Raw genomic sequence first — 18,377 nt, forward strand, 5'->3', positions numbered from 1 at the left:
ACCATGACGAACCCCGAGGACCTGGACGAGGGCGAGATCCGGGCGGGACGGCACCTCGGGCCGCTCGCGGACACGATGGGCATCGAGATCACCGAGATCAGCGCCCAGCGCGTGGTGGCGCGGATGCCCGTCGCGGGCAACACCCAGCCGATCGGCCTCCTGCACGGCGGGGCCTCCTGCGTGCTGGCCGAGACGATCGGCTCCATGGGGGCCATGACGCACGCGGGGCCGGGGCGCGTCGCGATGGGCATCGAGATCAGCGCCACCCACCACCGGTCGGCCGGCTCGGGTCACGTCACGGGGGTGGCGACCCTGGTGCACGGGGGGCGCAGCCTCGCCACGTACGACATCCAGATCACCGACGACGACGGACGGCGGGTCTGCACCGCCCGGCTCACCTGCATGCTCCGTGACAGTCCGTGATATTTAAATTAATTCGGTCCGGCTTTTGTGACTCTCTTTGCACAGGAGCCACAAGGATCGCTAGCGTTGTGACGCCAGGGCCCGTGGGTGGTCGAGTAGACAACGTGTGCGGCCGGGGAAGCCATACATGGCCCCAAAGTCACCCACGGGCTCCCTACGGCTAGCCGGTCGCGCCGGGCGCCTCGCCCGGCGCCCCCGGTCCGGGCGTCTCCCCGCCGACGTGCCCGGGGTCGAGCACCCGGCTGAGGAACGACCGGGTGCGGGTGTGCTGCGGCCGCCCGATCACCTGCTCCGGCGGGCCCTCCTCGACGATGACGCCGCCGTCCATGAACACCACCCGGTCGGCCACCTCGCGGGCGAAGCTCATCTCGTGGGTGACCACCAGCATGGTCATGCCGTCGTCGGCGAGCGCCCGCATGACGGCCAGCACGTCGCCCACAAGCTCCGGGTCGAGCGCCGAGGTGGGCTCGTCGAACAGCATCAGGCGGGGGTCCATGGCGAGCGCCCGGGCGATGGCCACCCGCTGCTGCTGGCCGCCGGACAACTGCGAGGGGAAGTCGTCGCACTTGGCGGCGACGCCCACCTTCTCCAGGTTCGCCCGCGCGACGCGCTCGGCCTCGGCCTTCCCGCGGCGCAGCACCCGCCGCTGAGCGATCATGACGTTCTGCAGCACCGTCATGTGCGGGAACAGGTTGAACGACTGGAACACCATGCCGAGCCCGCGCCGTGCCGCGTCGAGGTCGACGTCGGGGTCGGTCAGCTCGACGCCGCCGACGATCACGGTGCCCTTGGTGGGCTGCTCCAGCAGGTTGACGCACCGCAGCAGCGTCGACTTGCCCGAGCCGGAGGGTCCGATCACGCAGACGACCTGGCCCTCGTCCACGGTGAAGTCGACGCCCTTGAGCACCTCCAGGGCGCCGAAGGACTTGTGCAGGTCTCTGATCTCGACCGCGTGGCTCATCGGGTCACCGCCCCTTTCCCTGGCGCCGTTCCAGGCGGCCGGCGAGATAGCCCAGCGGGATGGTGACGAGCAGGTACGTCAGCCCCACCACCATGATGGGGGTGGCGTTGCCCGTCGTGGACGCCAGGTCGTTGCCGAACTTGGTCAGCTCGACGTACTCGCCGCTCACCCCGAGGAAGAGCACGAGCGAGGAGTCCTTGAGCAGCGAGACGAACTGGTTGGTGGTCGGGGGGATCACGATCCGGACGGCCTGAGGGATGACCACCGAGACCATGGCCCGCGAGTGCGACATGCCGAGGGACCTGGCGGCCTCGGTCTGGCCCCTTGGGACGGCCTGCAGGCCGGCCCGCAGCGTCTCGGCCATGTAGGCCGCGCTGACGATGGTGAGGCCGAGGATGCCCTGCCCGTACGTGCCGCCGGGGACCTGGAAGCCGGGCAGCGCGAGCGGCAGGAAAAGGATCAAGAGGAAGATCAGCAGCGCGGGGAGACCTCGGAAGATCTCGATGTAGACCGTCGCGATCCACCGGTACGGCCGCACCGACGACAGGCGCATCAGCGCCAGCAGCAGGCCGAACAGCGACCCGAAGACGAAGCCGCCGACCGTGTAGATGATGGTGTTCTTCAGCGCCACGAGGAACACGTCGGGGAACGCCTGCTCCGCCACGTCCATCTTGGCGAAGTTCAGCGCGAGACCGTCCCAGTTGACGAAGAACACGAGCGCGACGACCGCCGCGGCCAGCACGACGTACTGGATCGCGCGGCTGATGCGCTGCCGCTTTCGGGGACTGAGCCGGGACCGGCCGGGGTTCACCCCGGCCGGTCCCGTAGGCCCGTCCGTATTGGACTGGTCCGTCATCGGATCAGGTGGTTCCCAGCTCGCCCGGCTTCTTGCCGAACCACTTCACGTAGATCTGCTCGTAGGTGCCGTCGGACTTGGCCTTCGTGATCTCCTCGTTGATGATCTTGAGGAGCTCGGTGTTGCCCTTCTTCAGGCCGATGCCGTACTGCTCACCGGTGTCGAGGCTGGCGATCAGCTCGAACTTGTCGGCGATCTCCGGCTTCTTCAGCCAGGTGAGCACGACCGGCAGGTCCTGCACGATCACGTCGGCCTGGCCGGACTGGAGACCGAGCAGTTCCTTCGGCGAGTCGGCGAACTCGGTGGGGTCGAGACCCTGCTTCTTGACGTAGTCGAGGCCCGTGGTGGAGGCCTGCGCGCCGAGCTTGAGACCCTTGGCCTTCACGTCCTCCAGCGACTTGGCACCGGTCCCCTTCTTGGCGAGCAGGGCCTGCGTCGCGTCGAAGTAGGGGTCGGAGAAGTCGAGGTTCTGCTGGCGCTCGGGGGTGATGGTCATGCCCGCGGCGGCGACGTCACACTTGCCGGCGTTGAGGGCGGCACCGCTCTTGATCACGGCGAAGTCGATGTCGACGATCGCCTGCGTGACCCCCAGCCGCTTGGCCACCAGGTCGACCATGTCCACGTCGAAGCCGACGACCTTGTCGCCTTCCTTGAACTGGAACGGCTCGTACGGCAGGTTGGTGCAGGTCGTGAGCTTGCCCGGGCTGATCAGCTTGACGCCGGGGGCAGCGGCGGACGACCCTCCGCCCGCGGAGGCGCTGGCGCCCGTGGTGGGCTCGTCCGATCCGCCGCCGCAAGCGGAGAGAAGGCACGTGGCACTCACAACCAGTGCCCCGATTGATGTCATACGGCGACGTCTGGACCAAAAGACCACAACGTCCTCCTCTTTGGCTCAATGTCGGAGTTAAGTTAAGTTACCGTAACCCTGGCCATGGTCCCGCACCTGGTCACCGGGGGTATTACCGGAATGAAACGATCGCACAACACCTGACGCAGCCTGGTGCTCCCACCGGTTATGGTGCGAGGCGTGAGGTCACCCCGCGCCGTGTGTGCCGTGCTCGTCACGCTGGCGATCGCTTCCTGCTCAGGCGAGCCCGCCGCGGCACCCACCCCCGCCGCCCCGCGCACCTACCTCATCCCCGCCGAGACCGCCCGCCCCGACGAGACGGTCATCAAGGCCGCCCCCGTGGTGGACGGCCAGATGCGCTTCCGGGTCCTCGGCTACAGCGACGGCATGCCGAGCATGTTCGGCAGCCACGCGGAGTGGAACGCCAAGGGCTACTACGCCCGCGTCCGCGTCCAGATCGAGAGCACCGACCGCACCAACCAGAAGTTCGACGCCAAGCAACAACTCCTCGTCGCCTCCGACGGCCGCACCTTCCACATGGACACCCAAGGCCAGGCCATCAAACGCCAGCCCGACGAACTCCCCGTCGGCTCCTTCGTGAAGATGCAGTTCGACCTCTGGTACGACTACCCCAAGGACGCCCGCATCACCGCCATCCGCTTCTTCGGCGACCCACCCCTCGGCGCCATCGGCCCCTCCAAGGGCGTCGAGGTCCGCCTCCGCTGAGCCCGCGGCCCCCACCTCCGAGGCAGAGGCCCACGAACCCACGCCACGTCAGACGCCCAGCGTGCCGTCCTTGACACTCCCCACGAACACCGCCCACTCGGCCGGCCCGAAGACCAGCACCGCCCCAGCCACGTCCTTGCTGTCCCGCACGGCCCGAAGACCCGGCAGGTTCGACGCGACCTCCACGCAGTTGCCGGTGTCCGTACTGAAGCTGCTCTTGCGCCACTGTGCGTCCCGAAGGTCACCAGTCATTGCGGCTCACCACTTCCTTGATGACTTTGACCGATTGTTTGCACGGTAGAGCCTCAGCCCGAATGACGTCATATCGGGCCGCCAGTTGTCCTATGACCTGCCGGTCATCAATAGTGCGCCCAACAGGTTGCGCGTCCGTATAGGCGGCATAAGGGGCCCCGTTCTTCTCAGCGATGATGAACCCACCTCCCGCGAGCCCGCAGTGAGCCTCCGCCTCATACGGAACGATCTGAAGGGTCACCTCGGGGCGCTGGGCGACTTCGAGCACGAACTGGAGCTGTTCCCGCAGGACGTGCGCCCCACCGATTCGCCGGTGAAGCACCGCCTCATCCATGATGACGCTGATCAGGGGTGGTTTTGCGCGATTGAGAATGGACTGCCGCCGCATGCGGCCCGCCAGTCGCTCCTCGACCTCTTCGGCGGTGATACCCGGCGCCGTCGCGAACATCTCGCGGGCGTACGCCTCGGTCTGGAACAGGCCGGGAATGAGCATCGGTTCCCAACTGCAAAGGCCCGTGGCGTCCTGCTCATCTTCCAGCCACGGCCGGAAGTACTCGGGCGCCGTCTGCCACTTCGTGGCCATGAACAGGCGGGTCATCGCGCCGTCCAGCCCGAACTTCTCGTCGCACAGCTCCGCGAATTTCCGGGTCGGAGGTCGCTTCAGGGTTTCGACCATCGCCACCTGCGAGTCCGAGTAACCGATCCGATCCCCGAACTGCTGCTGCGTCAGCCCAGCGGCCATGCGATGGCGGCGCAACTCGAAGGCGAAGAGGGCGCGCGGAGACTCGTTCGGGTCTATTTCCTGTGCAGAGGACAAGACACCGCCTTTCTCGCCATATCCGGACGCATCGGGCCACTCACTTACTCAATCGCATGAGTTGTGGTGGCACCGTGAAACGAAACCGCTACCCATGGTAACCCTCCGCCTTCAATCTGGTAAGCGAAGTCACCAGAGACCCACGTCCCCTAAGGTGAAAGGCAAGCCATGCGTACAGGAATCCTGCTGGGAGTCACTGATCTGGTGGGAGTTCCCGAATCTGCGTCCATGGCGCGCGAGTTCGTCAGGCTGAAGCTCGGAGAGGACCACCCGGCCCTGGAGGATGTGACCCTCCTGGTTTCCGAACTTGTCACGAATTCGGTACTCCACTCGAACTCGAAGAACGGCGGACGGATCACCCTCGCGATAGCCGACTGCCACGACCTCATCCACGTCGACGTCGTGGACGCGGGAGGGCCGACGGCTCCCGAGATCCAGCAGGACGCTCTTTCCGAGGGAGGCCGCGGTCTCAGGCTCGTACAGATGATCTCGCACAAGTGGGCCGTCCACGACGCCCCGGCCGGACGTACGGTGTGGTTCCAGGTGAGGTACCAGCGCCGGTAGGACAGGCGAGGACGAGCGCGCCGCACGGGTGCCGTCCCTGTGTCGCGCGAGAGCATCCGGGAGGCGTGCGGTGTCCGTGATCCCCGATTTCGCGGAGCTCTTCGAGAAGGCACGGCGTTCGGTCACGCGCATCGAGCTGCGTGACTCGTACGGCATGAGCGACATCGGTTACCGCGCGTGGCGGGACGGCGTCCCGATCGAGGAGATCTGGCGGTACGACCACCTCCTCCCCTGGGTGAGGACGGTCCGTGCGCACATCGAGCGGGGAGTGTCCTTCCGCCGCGTGAGGGTGGTGTCCGAGCCGGTCAGTGACTACATCAGGTACGAGCACGCGATCACCCCCATGGCCAACCTCATGGGTGGCGAGCAGGTGCGGTGGCTGCCTAGGACGCAGGCGTACGACTTGGCTCTCCCCGCGTGTGATTTCTGGCAGTTCGACGATGATCTGGTGTGCTTCGTCTTCCACAGCGGAGACGGAGAGCCGACCGGTTTCGCCCTGGTCGATGATGACCCCGCCGTGAGCGCGCTCTGCTCCTCGGCGTTCGAGGCCGTTTGGCACAGGGGCATGGAGCACGGGTTCTACTCCCCCGACCTGGGATCGCCCTAGCCGGCCGCGGCGGCCGTGGCACGTGTGGAGCGGGCCGGCCGCGGGTACCGGCGCCGCCTCTGACCCGGCTAGCGCTTGTAGAGGTCGGTCTCGCTCAGCACCTGGTCGCCGTCGTCGTCGGAGCGTCCCAGGCGGGCCGCGGAACCGAACATGGGGCCGCGGGCGCGCTGGAGGCCGGCGAACCGTCCGAATCCGAGCGGCTTGGGCACGTCGTCGTAGATGGCCTCCATGCCACCTCTGACCGAGTACGTCTCGTGCCAGAAACCGGTGCCGCCCGAGTCTCGCAGGAAGTCCAACCACCATTCCCGATGCGGCTCGGACCGGGCGAAGGTGAGCAGCGACGGCAGGTCCCGCCAGTACTGGCGCATTCCCATGTTCATCGGGAAGAACGAGTAGTACACGGGCTCATGCAGCAGCAGCCCGTCCGGCTCGCCCGCCACCGACTCACTGATCTTCCGGCCGAAGCTGAAGAAGGTCCGGACCCCGTACAGACGATTCACCCGCATGCCGAGGTACAGGACTATGAGATCGGGATAGGCGGACAGATCGACGGTCTGCCTGGTCACGCGAGTTGGCATCCAACGCTCCTCACGGCTCGGGTCACGCATGGGCTAGTGCGGGAGGCAGGTCGTGTCCGACGTGGGCGGACCGTCGCTCCCCAGCAGCCTCACCATACGAATCCGAACTTGACCAGCACTGAACCAGACCCGGAAGACAGTGAACGGCGACTTCCCTCTCGAGCGCGTCTGGCTCGGGAGGTGGAAAGTAACCTGCCCGGCCGGGGTCGCGTCCCGGCCGGGCGGGTGTATCCGGCCACCCGGCCGGGGGCCGCTTTCCGGCCGGGCGGTGTTTCTTCTGGCCGCTTCCCGGGGTCGCGTCCCGGTGGGCGGTCTCTTTGTTAGATGCCGTCAGTGGGCGCCTAGTTCGCCGCCGAGGTAGGCCTCTCTGACATGGGGGTCGTTGAGGAGGTCGGCGGCGGGGGCGGACTTGACGACCCGGCCGGTTTCCAGGACGTAGGCGCGGTGGGCCAGCTGGAGGGCCTGCTGGGCGTTCTGCTCCACCAGGAGGACCGTGGTGCCACGGTTGTTGATCTCCTTGATGATGGTGAAGATCTGGGCGACCAGCATGGGGGCCAGGCCCATGGAGGGCTCGTCCAGGAGCAGGACCTTGGGCTTGCTCATCAGGGCGCGGCCGATGGCGACCATCTGCTGCTCGCCGCCGGACATGGTGCCGCCCGCCTGGTTGCGGCGTTCGGCGAGGCGGGGGAACAGCTCGAAGACCTCGTCGAGGTCCTTGGTGAGGTCGCCCGAACGGGTGTAGGCACCCATCAGCAGGTTCTCGGTGACGGTCATGCCGGGGAACACGCCCCGGCCCTCGGGGGACTGGCCGATGCCGGCCAGTACCCGCTTGTGGCCGGCGAGCTTGCTGATGTCCTTGCCCTCGAACACCACGCTGCCCGAGGTCAGGGGACGCAGGCCCGAGATGGTCTTCAGCGTCGTGGTCTTGCCCGCTCCGTTGGCGCCGATGAGGGTGACGATCTCCCCCTCCTCGACGTGGAGGGACACGCCCTTGATCGCCTCGATCTTGCCGTAGTGGACGCGGATGTCGCTGACTTCAAGAAGCATCGGCCGGAGCCCCCAGATAAGCCTCGATGACCCGCGGGTCGTTCTGCACCTCGGCGGGAAGGCCGTCGGCGATCTTCTGGCCGAAGTCGAGCACGGCGATGCGGTCGCTGATGCCCATGACCAGCGCCATGTCATGCTCGATCAGCAGCACCGTGCGCCCGGCGTCCCTGATCTTGCGGATGAGGCCCTGGAGGGCCTCCTTCTCCGCCGGGTTCATACCCGCGGCCGGCTCGTCCAGCAGCAGCAGCTTCGGCTTGGTGGCCAGCGCGCGGGCGATCTCCAGCCGCCGCTGGTCGCCGTACGGGAGGTTCTTCGCGGTCTCCTCCCACCGGTTGCCGATGCCGACGAAGTCGAGCAGCTCGCGGGCCAGTGCCCGGCCGTCCCGCTCCTCGTGGCGGTGCCAGGGCAGCCCGAGGGCCGCGCTGAACATGCCGGCGCGGTGGTGGGCGTCCGCACCCACCATGACGTTCTCCAGGGCCGACATGTTGTGGAACAGCCGGATGTTCTGGAAGGTACGGGCGATGCCGCGCTTGGTGACCTTGTAGCGCTTCATGCCGTCGATGCGGTCGCCGTCGAACACGACCTGCCCGGACGTCGGGCGGTAGACGCCGGTGACCACGTTGAACACCGTGGTCTTGCCGGCGCCGTTCGGCCCGATCAGCGCGAAGATCTCGCCCTCGTTGACGGTCAGCTCGACGTCGCGCAGCGCGACGACGCCGCCGAACTGCATCTTGACCGTCTCCAGCCGCAGAAGCGCACGCGGGTCGCTCATTTGGCCGCTCCTTCTGCCGCGTGGTGGGAATCCGGCCCTGCGACCTCGGCCCCGAGGCTGCCCATGCCGCCTGTGCCTTCCTCCAGCTCGGCCTTTCTTCGCCGGGACGGAAGCAGGCCCTCCGGCCGGAAGATCATCAGGGCGACCAGCGCGGCCCCGAACACCATGATGCGGTACTCGGACAGGCCGCGGAACCGCTCGGGCAACCAGGCGACGAGGAACGCGCCGAGGATGACGCCGGGCACGTTGCCCGACCCGCCGAGCACGACCGCCGCGAGGATGGTGGCCGACAACATGAAATGGAAGTCGTTCGGGTTGATCGAGATCGTCTTGCCGGCCCAGACGACGCCCATCGCCCCGCCGATGGCGGCGCCGATGGCGAAGGCGAGCAGCTTGAACTTGAAGGTCGGGACACCCATCACCTCGGCGGCGTCCTCGTCCTCGCGGATCGCGGCCCACGCGCGGCCGACCCGGCTCTTCTCCCACCGCTTCACGAAGATGATGATCGCGGCGGCCACCACCACCAGCAGGTAGTAGTACGGCCGGGGGTCGAGCACGCCGTAGTGGAAGACGTCCACCCCGAAGATCATGACGCCGTCCACGCTGGGCGGGTGCGGGATGCCCGCGATGCCGCGGGGGCCGCCGATGGCGTCGGTGTTCTCGGCGGTCTGCCGGACGATCTCACCGAACCCGAGTGTCACGATGGCGAGGTAGTCGCCACGCAGCCGCAGCGTCGGGCCACCGAGCACGACTCCGGACAGGGCCGACAGCAGCACGCCGACGACCATGATCTCCCAGAAGTTCAGCCCCAGCTTGGTGCCGAGCAGCGCCATGGAGTAGCCGCCCATGGCGAAGAACGCGACGTACCCGAGGTCGAGCAGGCCGGCCTGGCCCACCACGACGTTGAGGCCGATCGCCAGCACCACGAACGTGCCGATGGGGAAGAACAGCACGCTGGCCCAGTCGCTGTACGGCGACATGACACTGCCGATCGGGTCGGCGGGCAGCAGCAGGGCGATGACGAACACGAGGATGTACACGGTCCAGCGCTGCCAGCCGGGCGCGCCGGCCCAGCGGTCGCGGATGCCGTCGGTGAACGCGGAGAGGGCGTTCCTGCCGTTGGTGATCGTGGAGTTCGTGCTCATGCGCGTGCCTGCTGAAGGGATTCACCGAGGATGCCGGTGGGCCGGAACATCAGGACCAGGACGAGGACCGTGAACGCGATGACATCCTTCCATCCCGAGCCGAAGATCGCGGCGCCGTAGTTCTCGATGAGTCCGAGGAACAGGCCGCCGAGCAGGGCTCCGCGTAGGTTGCCGATACCGCCGAGCACCGCGGCGGTGAACGCCTTGATGCCGAGCAGGAAGCCGATGGAGAACTTGGTGATCTCGAACTGCAATATGAACAACGCTCCCGCGAGGCCGGCCATCAGGCCGCCGATGAGGAACGTGATACGCACGATCTTGTCGATGTCCACGCCCATCAGGACCGCGGTCTCCGGGTCCTGCGAGGTGGCCCGGATGCCGCGCCCGATCTTGGTGCGGTTGACCAGCAGGTCGAGCAGGACCATCATGCCGATCGCCGCGACGAAGATCAGGATCTGGTCGGCCCTGATCTGAGCGCCGCCGAGCGTGAACAGCACGTCCTTGTCCATGATGCGCGCGACGCCCATCTGGTTGCGGCCCTGCTGCGGACGGTTGAAGACGTGCGGGATGATCACCAGGGCGAAGAGCTCCTGGAGGAACAGCGAGGCGCCGATGGCCGAGATGAGGGCGGCCAGGCGCGAGGCGCCGCGCTTGCGCAGCGGGCGGTAGGCGATGCGCTCGAGCAGCACCGCCGAGCCCGCGGACGCCGCGCCGCCCACCAGCAGCATGAGCAACAGCCCGCCGACGAGGGCGAGGCCGGTCAGCGGCTGGGTGAAGCCCATCGTCATGACGACGAAGGCCGACGCCATGGTGCCGATCATGAAGATCTCGGAGTGAGCGAAGTTGATGAGTCGCAGCACGCCGTAGACCATCGTGTAGCCCAGGGCGACGAGGCCGTAGATCGCGCCCAGGATGAGGCCGTCGATCGTGTACGGCCAGAAGGAGCCGAGAAGGTTATCGAACACAGGGAATCGCTTTCAGGAAGCCGGCACGCGACACGGACGGGGGCGGGAGCGCACGCGGCGTTCCCGCCCCTCCAACTACTGCCCGGTGACCGTCAGCCTTCGAGCTTGGCGGTCGTGGAGTCGCCGAGCAGGCCGATCTGACCCGCCTTCACCTGGTAGATGTAGATCGACTTGGCCGACGGCTCGCCGGTCGGGTCGAAGCTGATGTGCTTGGAGATGCCGTCGAAGTCCGACTTGCCGATGGCCTCGTTGATGGCGTCCGGGGTGGTCGCGCCCGCGCCGATCGCCTTGGTGAAGGCGGTCATCGCGTCGTAGCCCTCGGTCGCGTAGATCAGCGGGTCGGCGCCGAACTTGGCCTTGTAGTCGGCCGCGAACTTCTTGACCTTCTCGTCGGTCTCGTCCGGGGTGGGGATGCGGCAGGGGCAGCCGATGAGCGCGCCCTCGGCCTGCTCCTGGCCGGCGCCCTCGATGATGCCCTTGTCCAGCGAGCCGTCGCCGGAGAAGAACTTGGCGGTCACACCCTTGTCGCGGAGCTGCTTGAGCAGCTTGCCCGCGCCGGCGTAGTAGCCGCCGAAGAACACCGCGTCCGGCTTGGCGGACACGACCTTGTTCACCGTGGAGGAGTAGTCCGTGGCGTTCGGGTCGAGCGCGTCGTCGGTGACCGTGGCGCCCTTGGTCTTGAGCTGCGCGCGGACCGCGTCGGCGAGGCCGAGGCCGTACTCGGACTTGTCGTCGATCACGAAGACGTTCTTGGCGGCCGCGGGGCCGGCGATGAAGTCGGCGATGGCCGGGCCCTGCACGCCGTCGTTGGGGACGACGCGGTGCCAGTACTTCCAGCCGTTCTTGGCGAGGTCGACGTTGGTGGCCGAGGCGGAGATGTTCGGGATCTTCGCCTCCTCCAGCACCGGCACGGCCTGCTTGGACTCACCGGAGAAAGCGGGGCCCACCATGGCGACGACCTTGTCGGTCTTGACCGCCTGCTGGGCCAGCGCGACCGCGGTGCTCGCGTCGGCGCGGCTGTCGTAGGGGACAAGCTCGATCTTGACCTTGGGGTTGGTCGCGTTGTATTCGTCCACGGCGAGCTGGGCGCCGTTGCGCGGGGGAATCACGATGCCGGAGTTCTCACCCGACAGGTCACCCATGAAGCCGATCTTGAGCGTGGTCGGCGCGGCGGATGATCCACCACCGCCCGCCTCCGGCTCGGAGCCACCGCCACAGGCGGCGAGACCAACGGTTAGTGCCACACCGACGGCGAGCACGCCCCCGAGGCGAGCAATCTTGGGCCGCAAGGTTGCCTTCCTTTCGCCTGATCCCACGTCGGGATCGGGTCCACAGAGCCCCCCTGGCCGGGTACGGCCGGGGTTGTTGACGGCATTACACCCAGCTCAAGTCACAGGTCGGTACAGAGAGACCCCACGTTACCGCTTCGTTATCACACCGGTCCTCTTCGGCGATCGACCAGAAAAGTAAAGGTCACCTCGGAGGCAAGGGCGCGCGGACGGTGGGGTCCCCTCCCGATCGGGCCCGCCTTGACCGCCCACGGGCCCACGCAGTCAACCCGGCCGGTCGTCAGCGGCGGAGCGGATTCCTCCGACGTTCCCGGCGGTACACGGCCCTGGGGCGGGAGCCCTCGCAAGGGCCACCGGCGGTGCCCCGGCCGCGTTCCGGCGGTGCCCCGGCCGCGCTCCGGCGGTGCCCGGCCGCGCTCCGGAGGTGCCCGGCCGCGCTCCGGCGACGGGGCTTGGCCGCGCTCCGGCGGGGCGCGGCCGCGCCGTCAGCCGTCAGGAGCTCTCTTGGGTGCCGGCCTCGGTGACGACGGCCTGGGCGACCTGGCGCATGCTCATGCGGCGGTCCATCGAGGCCTTCTGGATCCAGCGGAACGCCTGCGGCTCGGTCCACCCGTGCTGGGCCATCAGCAGGCCCTTGGCCCGCTCGACGAGCTTGCGGGTCTCCAGCCGCTCGCCGAGCGTGGTGACCTCACGCTCCAGGGCGGCCATCTCCTCGTGCCTGCTGACCGCCATCTCGATGGCCGGGACCAGGTCGGACTTGGTGAACGGTTTGACGAGGTAGGCCATGGCGCCGGCGTCCCTGGCCCGCTCCACCAGGTCGCGCTGGGAGAACGCGGTGAGGATCAGGCAGGGCGCCACCCGCTCCGAGACGATGCGCTCGGCGGCGGAGATGCCGTCCAGGATCGGCATCTTGACGTCCAGGATCACCAGGTCCGGCCGGCGCTCCAGAGCCAGCTTGATCGCCGTCTCGCCGTCTCCGGCCTCACCGACGATGGCATAGCCCTCCTCTTCCAGCATCTCCTTCAAATCGAGGCGGATCAGGGCCTCGTCTTCCGCGATCACCACTCGCCGCTGCGTACTCACGACCAAGAGAGTACCGACGTCCGCTAGATTAGGGACACGCGCGGCGAGCGCCCCGATAGACCAACGGCAGAGTCAATGGCCTCAAAATCCATCAAGTGTGGGTTCGAATCCCACTCGGGGCACCGACCGGCGCCGCCGTACACGGCGGACGCGGGCCGCCGGGCCGCTCAGGCACCGGCACGCCGGCGCGGGCGGAAGGAACATCTGGGAGACCCTGCCGGGGAAGCGGCAGGAGACACCGCACGACAGCGGAACGGCCACCACCGGGACTCCCGGGGTGGCCGTCGCCGTTTCTCGTCGCTCAGGCGCCGCTGGAGGACACCGCGGAGCCGATGGTGTGCACGCGCAGCGCGTTGGTGGAGCCGTGGGTGCCGGGCGGGGAGCCCGCCACGATGACGACCTTGTCGCCCTTCTCGCAGCGGCCGGCCGACAGCAGCGCCGACTCGACCTGGCGCACCATGTCGTCGGTGTGGTGCACGAACGGCACCTCGTAGGTCTCCACGCCCCAGGTGAGGGCGAGCTGGCCGCGCACCTCGGGGGCTGAGGTGAAGGCGAGCAGCGGGATCGGCGAGCGGTAGCGCGCCAGGCGCCGGGCGGTCTCCCCCGACATGGTGTACGCGCACAGGGCCCGGGCGCCGACGATGGCGCCGACCTCGGCCGCGGCGCGGGCGATGGCGCCGCCGGTGGTCTCGGGCACCCGGTCGAAGGTGTGGGTGGACTGCAACGACTCGGCCTCGGCGGCGAGAGCGATGCGGTCCATCGTGGACACCGACTCGATGGGGTAGCTGCCGACGGACGTCTCACCCGAGAGCATGACCGCGTCGGCGCCGTCCATGACGGCGAAGGCGACGTCGGACGCCTCGGCCCGCGTGGGGCGGGGGGCGCCCATCATCGAGTCGAGCATCTGGGTGGCGACGATGACCGGGTGGGCCTTCTCGCGGCACAGGGCGATGGCGCGGCGCTGCACGATCGGCACCTGCTCCAGCGGGAGCTCCACGCCGAGGTCGCCGCGGGCGACCATGATGCCGTCGAAGGCGTCGACGATCTCCTCGAGGAGATCGACGGCCTGCGGCTTCTCGATCTTGGCGAGCAGCGGCAGGTGGACGCCCTCCTGGTCCATGATCTGGCGCACCAGGGCGGCGTCCTCGGGGCTGCGCACGAACGACAGGGCGATCATGTCGAAGCCGGTGCGCAGGGCCCAGCGCAGGTCCTCCTCGTCCTTCTCGGTGAGCGCGGGGGCGGACACCGCGACGCCGGGGAGGTTGAGGCCCTTGTTGTCGGAGATCATGCCGCCGACGATGACCTTGGTGACCACGCGCGGCCCGTCCACGGCGGTGGCCTCGAGCACCAGGCGGCCGTCGTCGACCAGGATGCGGTCACCGGGGCGCACGTCGGAGGGCAGGCCCTCGTAGGTCGTGGACACCAGGTCGCGGTCCCCGGGGACGTCCTCGGTGGTGATCGTGAAGACGTCGCCGAAACCGAGCCGCACCGGGCCCTCGGCGAACCGGCCCACCCGGATCTTGGGGCCCTGGAGGTCGGCGAGGACTCCTACGCCCTTGCCGAGCTCGGCGGCGGCCTCCCTCACCCGCCCGTGCACCTCTTTGTGGAGCTCGTGGCTCCCGTGGCTGAGGTTGAACCGCGCGACATCCATACCCGCGGCGATCAGTTCGCGCAGGCGCTCCGGAGAGGAGGTGGCGGGGCCCAGTGTGCAGACAATCTTCGCTCGACGACTCACAAGTCCTACCCTAATTGGTACAGACCACTGGATGGAGGCGGAAGTGGCCCGCGACCGGCCGGGGACACCCCCGGGCGACCCCTGGCGACGACTCCCCGTCCGGTGGCGGCCCGGGGCGACGGCGCGGCCGGAGGGACGCCATGCGGGCCTCGGTCACGACCGGCGCGGCGGGCCGGACGACCCAGGTCCACGTTCGTGTTCGTGCGCCTCTCAGGATAAACGCCCCGCCCGCCGCCGGGCGGCGAGTCCTCCAGACCGCCTCGGGCCGTTCACCCGGCCGTCACCGGCCGGGCGCGGTCCGGCCCCGGTCAGCCCTTGGTGGTGGCGGCCCGGCCGGCGTTCACGATGCCGCGGCCGTAGAAGCCGTTCTTGGCGGCGCCGCCCGCACAGATGTGGGTCTCCTCTGTGGAGGGGTAGCGCGTGGAGCCGGTGGCCGGGCAGCGGGTACGGGTGGCCGTGGCGTACAGCAGCTTCTCGACCTTGGAGGGGGCGAGCGCCAGGCCCCCCTTCCCCGGCTTGCCGAAGCGGGCCACCAGGATCGCGGCCACGCCCGCGGCGTGCGGCGAGGCCATCGAGGTGCCGGACAGGTACTGCCAGTACGCGCACGAGCCGTGGTGGCACTCGCGCAGCACCGAGGAGGTGGCCGGCCGCCCCGAGGCGTCGATCAGCTTCTGGGCCCGCAGGGCGCGCTTGGGGGCCGGGCCGAGGATCTCACGCGCCGTGCCCTTCAGCGAGGTGCCGGCGTCGGTGGGGTCGCCGCCGGGGGCCGAGACGTCGGTCTGCTCGGTGCCGTAGTCGGAGTACCAGGCCTTGCGCTTGCTCGGCCCGATCGCGGACACCGAGATGACGCCGCGGGACTCGGCGGGCACGTTGAGGCAGGTGTTGTCGATGGTGCGCTGCCGCTCGGAGCCCTCGGGGTAGCCGGGGCTGGTGTCGTCGGCCACCGGGTGGCCGAGGTCGGTGGACTCGTTGCCGAGCGCGCTGATCAGCGTGACGCCGCGCGCACGGGCGTAGTCGAGGGCGCGCTGCACGCCGGTGACGATGCCGGCCTGCTGGAGCTGCTCGGCCCGCGAGTCGGCGCTGTTCTTCGTGCAGTTGAACGTCCACGGGTCCACGAAGAAGCTCATGTTGACCACGTCGACGCCCGCGTCGCCCGCGTAGGTGAGGGCGTCGAGCACGGGCTTGAGGAAGAAGAACCCCGAGTCCAGCCCGGCCCGGATGTTGACCAGGCCGACCCCGGGCGCCACGCCCGCCATGCCGATGCCGTTGATCGGCGCGCCGATGGTGCCGGCGACGTGCGTGCCGTGGCCGTCGTCGTCCACGTCGGCGGGGTCCTTGCAGTTCTTGTACTCGCAGGGACCGTCGAGGGTCTTGCCCTTCGGGTCGAGCGGGCGGTCCACCACGAAGTTGCGGCTGCGCGCCCGGTCGAAGTTGGCCGCGATGTCGGGGTGGGAGCCGTCCACACCGGTGTCGATGATGCCGACCAGCACCTTCTTGGTGCCGCGTGCCTTGGCGTACGAGCCGCCAGGCGTGGCGCCGATCATGCGCATGTCCCACTGGCGCCCGGCCATCGGCTCGCCGGCGGCGGACGCGGTGAAGGCCGCGGACGACACCTTCGCGGACGCCGAGGAGTCCCCGGCCGCCGAAGTCTCGGCGGGCAGGATGGGCAGCGCCTCGGGGGCCGCGGCGAGCTGGGCGGGGGTCAGCGCGGCGGCCGAGCCGACCCGGCGGTTGACGGTGACGCCCACCACGGACGGGTCGGCGCCCACCCGCTCGGCGAACGCCGCGCCCGCGCCGCGCGCGATCACGTACCCGAGCCGCGCGTCTGCGCCCGCGACGGACCCGCCGCCGGCCTCGACGGCGCGCAGCGCCTCGCTCTGGCGTCCCGGCGCGTGGAACACCAGGTAGTCGCCCGACCTGGCCACCTCGGCCGCGCCGTCGCGCGGGGCCGGGGACGCGGGGGCCGGGGAGCCCGGCATCACCGCGCCCGCGACCAGCGCGCCCGCCATCACGACCGGAACGGCGGCGCGCACGGCCCGCCTGTACCCCCGCAGCATCGACCCTCTCCTCAAACCTCGATCTTGATCGAGGCAGCATCATTCTGTGAATCGAGGATCAAAGCAAGTTGCGCAAAAATCCTCCGGCGTCCGGTCCTTTATACACATGTGTCATGACAACTCACGTGGAAAACACCGAACGCCGAAAAACACCGTGATCAGACCAGAGGCCGCGCCGTCGGCGGGATGGCCACGGGCAGCGCGCTCTGGCCGCTGAGGTAGCGGTCCACCTCCGCGGCGGCCGACCGGCCCTCCGCGATGGCCCACACGATGAGCGACTGGCCGCGTCCCATGTCACCGGCGACGAACACGCCCGGCACACCGGACATGTACGACTTGTCGCGAGCGATGTTGCCGCGCGCGTCGAAGAACTTCTCCGGATCGGACGCCTGCGCCGCCAGGTCGGTCAGCAGCGGGCCCTTCTCCGGCCCGAGGAAGCCCATGGCCAGGGTGACCAGCTCGGCCGGGATCTCCCGCTCGCTGCCCGGCACCTGCCTGAACCCGGTGGCCGGGCCCTCCACGTCGACCAGCTTCAGCGCCCGCACCCGGCCCGCCTCGTCGGCGAGGAACCCGGTGGTGGACACCGCGTACACCCGGTCGCCGAGGCCGGCCTCGAGCTCCTCGTGCGCGCTCTCGGTCTTGAACAACATCGGGTACGTCGGCCACGGCTGGGCGTCCGGCCGCGCGCCGGGCGGCTTCGGCATGATCTCGAGCTGGGTGATGGAGGCCGCGCCCTGGCGCACCGCGGTGCCGACGCAGTCGGCGCCGGTGTCGCCGCCGCCGATCACCACCACGTGCTTGCCCTTCGCCGACACCGGCGAGTCGGCCATGTCGCCCTCCTGCACCTTGTTGGACAGGGGCAGGTACTCCATGGCCTGGTAGACGCCGTCGTACTCGCGTCCGGGCACCGGCAGGTCGCGCCAGGCGGTGGCGCCGCCGGCCAGCACGACCGCGTCGAACTCCTCGCGCAGCCGCTCGGCCGTGACGTCCACGCCGACGTTGACGCCGGCCCGGAACTCGGTGCCCTCGGCGCGCATCTGCGCCAGGCGCCGGTCCAGGTGGCGCTTCTCCATCTTGAACTCGGGGATGCCGTACCGCAGCAGGCCTCCGACGCGGTCGGCGCGCTCGAACACCACCACGTCGTACCCGGCCCGGGTGAGCTGCTGCGCGGCCGCGAGACCCGCGGGGCCCGAGCCGACCACGGCGACCCGCTTGCCGGTCCTGACGGCCGGCGGGCACGGCTGCACCCAGCCCTCGGCGAAGGCCCGGTCGATGATCTCGACCTCGACCCGCTTGATCGCCACCGGGTCGGAGTTGATGCCGAGCACGCACGCCGCCTCGCACGGCGCCGGGCACAGCCGCCCGGTGAACTCCGGGAAGTTGTTGGTGGCGTGCAGCCGCTCGATCGCCTCGCGCCAGTCGTCCCGGTAGACGAGGTCGTTCCACTCGGGGATGAGGTTCCCGAGCGGGCAGCCGTTGTGGCAGAACGGGATGCCGCAGTCCATGCAGCGCGCCGCCTGCTTGGTGAGGGCGGGGGCGGGGAAGTCCTCGTAGACCTCACGCCAGTCGCGGATGCGGACGTCGACCGGGCGGCGCGCCGGCAGCTCGCGCGCGTGCGCCAGGAAACCCTTGGGGTCGGCCATCGGTGTACCT

The 18,377-nt window shown here is 69.2% G+C and carries 19 protein-coding genes and 1 tRNA gene; 5 read left to right on the forward strand and 15 right to left on the reverse strand.

Features of this window, described 5'->3' with window-relative positions; genetic code table 11:
- Positions 1-3: 3 nt before the first annotated feature.
- Entirely contained in the window at positions 4-423 is a 420-nt protein-coding gene (locus ABGB17_RS27935; protein ID WP_347634745.1) for a PaaI family thioesterase, read from the forward strand.
- Between the two features lie 160 nt (positions 424-583).
- On the opposite strand, the gene ABGB17_RS27940 is transcribed toward ABGB17_RS27935, so the two are convergent.
- Genes ABGB17_RS27940 through ABGB17_RS27950 form a run of 3 tightly spaced genes read right to left on the reverse strand, consistent with a single transcriptional unit; the run spans position 584 to position 3,063 of the window.
- Positions 584-1,384, reverse strand: coding sequence for an amino acid ABC transporter ATP-binding protein (locus tag ABGB17_RS27940; RefSeq protein WP_347634747.1), 801 nt, complete (start codon positions 1,382-1,384; stop codon positions 584-586).
- A 4-nt stretch (positions 1,385-1,388) separates the two neighbouring features.
- Positions 1,389-2,240: an amino acid ABC transporter permease gene (locus ABGB17_RS27945; protein ID WP_347634749.1), complete on the reverse strand. Its 852-nt coding sequence runs from the start codon at positions 2,238-2,240 to the stop codon at positions 1,389-1,391.
- 4 nt (positions 2,241-2,244) lie between these two features.
- Positions 2,245-3,063 (reverse strand): ABC transporter substrate-binding protein, encoded by an 819-nt coding sequence (locus tag ABGB17_RS27950; RefSeq protein WP_347634751.1) that lies wholly within the window; start codon positions 3,061-3,063, stop codon positions 2,245-2,247.
- Between the two features lie 204 nt (positions 3,064-3,267).
- Here ABGB17_RS27950 and ABGB17_RS27955 point away from each other — a divergent pair, with 204 nt between their 5' ends.
- Positions 3,268-3,813, forward strand: a complete 546-nt coding sequence (locus tag ABGB17_RS27955) for a DUF4352 domain-containing protein (RefSeq protein ID WP_347634753.1) — start codon at positions 3,268-3,270, stop codon at positions 3,811-3,813.
- A gap of 48 nt (positions 3,814-3,861) precedes the next feature.
- Here ABGB17_RS27955 and ABGB17_RS27960 read toward each other — a convergent pair whose 3' ends face one another.
- Together ABGB17_RS27960 and ABGB17_RS27965 are read right to left on the reverse strand one after the other, a co-directional pair.
- Entirely contained in the window at positions 3,862-4,065 is a 204-nt protein-coding gene (locus ABGB17_RS27960; RefSeq protein WP_347634755.1) for a DUF397 domain-containing protein, read from the reverse strand.
- Complete coding sequence (locus ABGB17_RS27965; RefSeq protein WP_347634757.1) at positions 4,055-4,882, reverse strand: helix-turn-helix transcriptional regulator; 828 nt, start codon at positions 4,880-4,882, stop codon at positions 4,055-4,057. The genes ABGB17_RS27960 and ABGB17_RS27965 overlap by 11 nt, the downstream gene beginning before the upstream one ends.
- Positions 4,883-5,050: 168 nt before the next feature.
- Between ABGB17_RS27965 and ABGB17_RS27970 the strand changes: the two genes are divergently transcribed.
- A complete protein-coding gene (locus ABGB17_RS27970) occupies positions 5,051-5,446 on the forward strand; it encodes an ATP-binding protein (RefSeq protein ID WP_347634759.1) in 396 nt (131 codons plus the stop codon).
- A 70-nt stretch (positions 5,447-5,516) separates the two neighbouring features.
- Positions 5,517-6,053 (forward strand): DUF6879 family protein, encoded by a 537-nt coding sequence (locus ABGB17_RS27975; protein WP_347634761.1) that lies wholly within the window; start codon positions 5,517-5,519, stop codon positions 6,051-6,053.
- A 68-nt stretch (positions 6,054-6,121) separates the two neighbouring features.
- Here ABGB17_RS27975 and ABGB17_RS27980 read toward each other — a convergent pair whose 3' ends face one another.
- From ABGB17_RS27980 to ABGB17_RS28010, 7 genes are all read right to left on the reverse strand, one after another.
- Positions 6,122-6,631 (reverse strand): DUF4188 domain-containing protein, encoded by a 510-nt coding sequence (locus ABGB17_RS27980; protein WP_347634763.1) that lies wholly within the window; start codon positions 6,629-6,631, stop codon positions 6,122-6,124.
- A 330-nt stretch (positions 6,632-6,961) separates the two neighbouring features.
- The gene (locus ABGB17_RS27985) at positions 6,962-7,678 is read right to left on the reverse strand and encodes an ABC transporter ATP-binding protein (RefSeq protein WP_347634765.1); all 717 of its coding nucleotides are present in this window, start codon (positions 7,676-7,678) and stop codon (positions 6,962-6,964) included.
- Entirely contained in the window at positions 7,668-8,450 is a 783-nt protein-coding gene (locus ABGB17_RS27990; RefSeq protein ID WP_347634767.1) for an ABC transporter ATP-binding protein, read from the reverse strand. Before ABGB17_RS27990 ends, ABGB17_RS27985 begins: the two co-directional genes overlap by 11 nt.
- A complete protein-coding gene (locus ABGB17_RS27995) occupies positions 8,447-9,595 on the reverse strand; it encodes a branched-chain amino acid ABC transporter permease (RefSeq protein WP_347634769.1) in 1,149 nt (382 codons plus the stop codon). The genes ABGB17_RS27990 and ABGB17_RS27995 overlap by 4 nt, the downstream gene beginning before the upstream one ends.
- Positions 9,592-10,560 carry a branched-chain amino acid ABC transporter permease gene (locus ABGB17_RS28000; protein WP_347634771.1) on the reverse strand — a complete coding sequence of 323 codons (969 nt, stop codon included), beginning with the start codon at positions 10,558-10,560 and terminating at the stop codon, positions 9,592-9,594. Before ABGB17_RS28000 ends, ABGB17_RS27995 begins: the two co-directional genes overlap by 4 nt.
- 92 nt (positions 10,561-10,652) lie before the next feature.
- Positions 10,653-11,849, reverse strand: a complete 1,197-nt coding sequence (locus tag ABGB17_RS28005; RefSeq protein ID WP_347634773.1) for a branched-chain amino acid ABC transporter substrate-binding protein — start codon at positions 11,847-11,849, stop codon at positions 10,653-10,655.
- A gap of 492 nt (positions 11,850-12,341) precedes the next feature.
- A complete protein-coding gene (locus tag ABGB17_RS28010) occupies positions 12,342-12,932 on the reverse strand; it encodes a response regulator (RefSeq protein ID WP_347634775.1) in 591 nt (196 codons plus the stop codon).
- A gap of 49 nt (positions 12,933-12,981) precedes the next feature.
- Here ABGB17_RS28010 and ABGB17_RS28015 point away from each other — a divergent pair.
- Positions 12,982-13,054: transfer RNA gene (locus ABGB17_RS28015), tRNA-Leu, on the forward strand.
- Between the two features lie 179 nt (positions 13,055-13,233).
- On the opposite strand, the gene pyk is transcribed toward ABGB17_RS28015, so the two are convergent.
- The 3 genes from pyk to ABGB17_RS28030 form a co-directional block, all read right to left on the reverse strand.
- Positions 13,234-14,667 carry a pyruvate kinase gene (gene pyk, locus ABGB17_RS28020; protein ID WP_347634777.1) on the reverse strand — a complete coding sequence of 478 codons (1,434 nt, stop codon included), beginning with the start codon at positions 14,665-14,667 and terminating at the stop codon, positions 13,234-13,236.
- Between the two features lie 308 nt (positions 14,668-14,975).
- On the reverse strand, positions 14,976-16,724 hold the full coding sequence (locus tag ABGB17_RS28025; RefSeq protein ID WP_347634779.1) for a S8 family serine peptidase: 1,749 nt from the start codon (positions 16,722-16,724) through the stop codon (positions 14,976-14,978).
- 158 nt (positions 16,725-16,882) lie between these two features.
- The gene (locus ABGB17_RS28030; protein WP_347634781.1) at positions 16,883-18,367 is read right to left on the reverse strand and encodes a glutamate synthase subunit beta; all 1,485 of its coding nucleotides are present in this window, start codon (positions 18,365-18,367) and stop codon (positions 16,883-16,885) included.
- Positions 18,368-18,377 lie beyond the last annotated feature (10 nt).

Origin of the sequence: Sphaerisporangium sp. B11E5 (assembly GCF_039871875.1) — a bacterium.
Taxonomy (GTDB): Bacteria; Actinomycetota; Actinomycetes; order Streptosporangiales; family Streptosporangiaceae; genus Sphaerisporangium.

Excerpts from the sequence above, each read along its gene's own strand:
- ABGB17_RS28030 (WP_347634781.1), bottom strand. The coding sequence starts at position 18,367 with ATGGCCGACCCCAAGGGTTTCCTGGCGCACGCGCGCGAGCTGCCGGCG.
- ABGB17_RS27995 (WP_347634769.1), bottom strand. The coding sequence starts at position 9,595 with ATGAGCACGAACTCCACGATCACCAACGGCAGGAACGCCCTCTCCGCG.
- ABGB17_RS27935 (WP_347634745.1), top strand. The coding sequence starts at position 4 with ATGACGAACCCCGAGGACCTGGACGAGGGCGAGATCCGGGCGGGACGG.
- ABGB17_RS27980 (WP_347634763.1), bottom strand. The coding sequence starts at position 6,631 with ATGCCAACTCGCGTGACCAGGCAGACCGTCGATCTGTCCGCCTATCCC.
- ABGB17_RS27945 (WP_347634749.1), bottom strand. The coding sequence starts at position 2,240 with ATGACGGACCAGTCCAATACGGACGGGCCTACGGGACCGGCCGGGGTG.
- ABGB17_RS27990 (WP_347634767.1), bottom strand. The coding sequence starts at position 8,450 with ATGAGCGACCCGCGTGCGCTTCTGCGGCTGGAGACGGTCAAGATGCAG.
- ABGB17_RS27970 (WP_347634759.1), top strand. The coding sequence starts at position 5,051 with ATGCGTACAGGAATCCTGCTGGGAGTCACTGATCTGGTGGGAGTTCCC.
- ABGB17_RS27985 (WP_347634765.1), bottom strand. The coding sequence starts at position 7,678 with ATGCTTCTTGAAGTCAGCGACATCCGCGTCCACTACGGCAAGATCGAG.
- ABGB17_RS27940 (WP_347634747.1), bottom strand. The coding sequence starts at position 1,384 with ATGAGCCACGCGGTCGAGATCAGAGACCTGCACAAGTCCTTCGGCGCC.
- ABGB17_RS28025 (WP_347634779.1), bottom strand. The coding sequence starts at position 16,724 with ATGCTGCGGGGGTACAGGCGGGCCGTGCGCGCCGCCGTTCCGGTCGTG.
- ABGB17_RS27960 (WP_347634755.1), bottom strand. The coding sequence starts at position 4,065 with ATGACTGGTGACCTTCGGGACGCACAGTGGCGCAAGAGCAGCTTCAGT.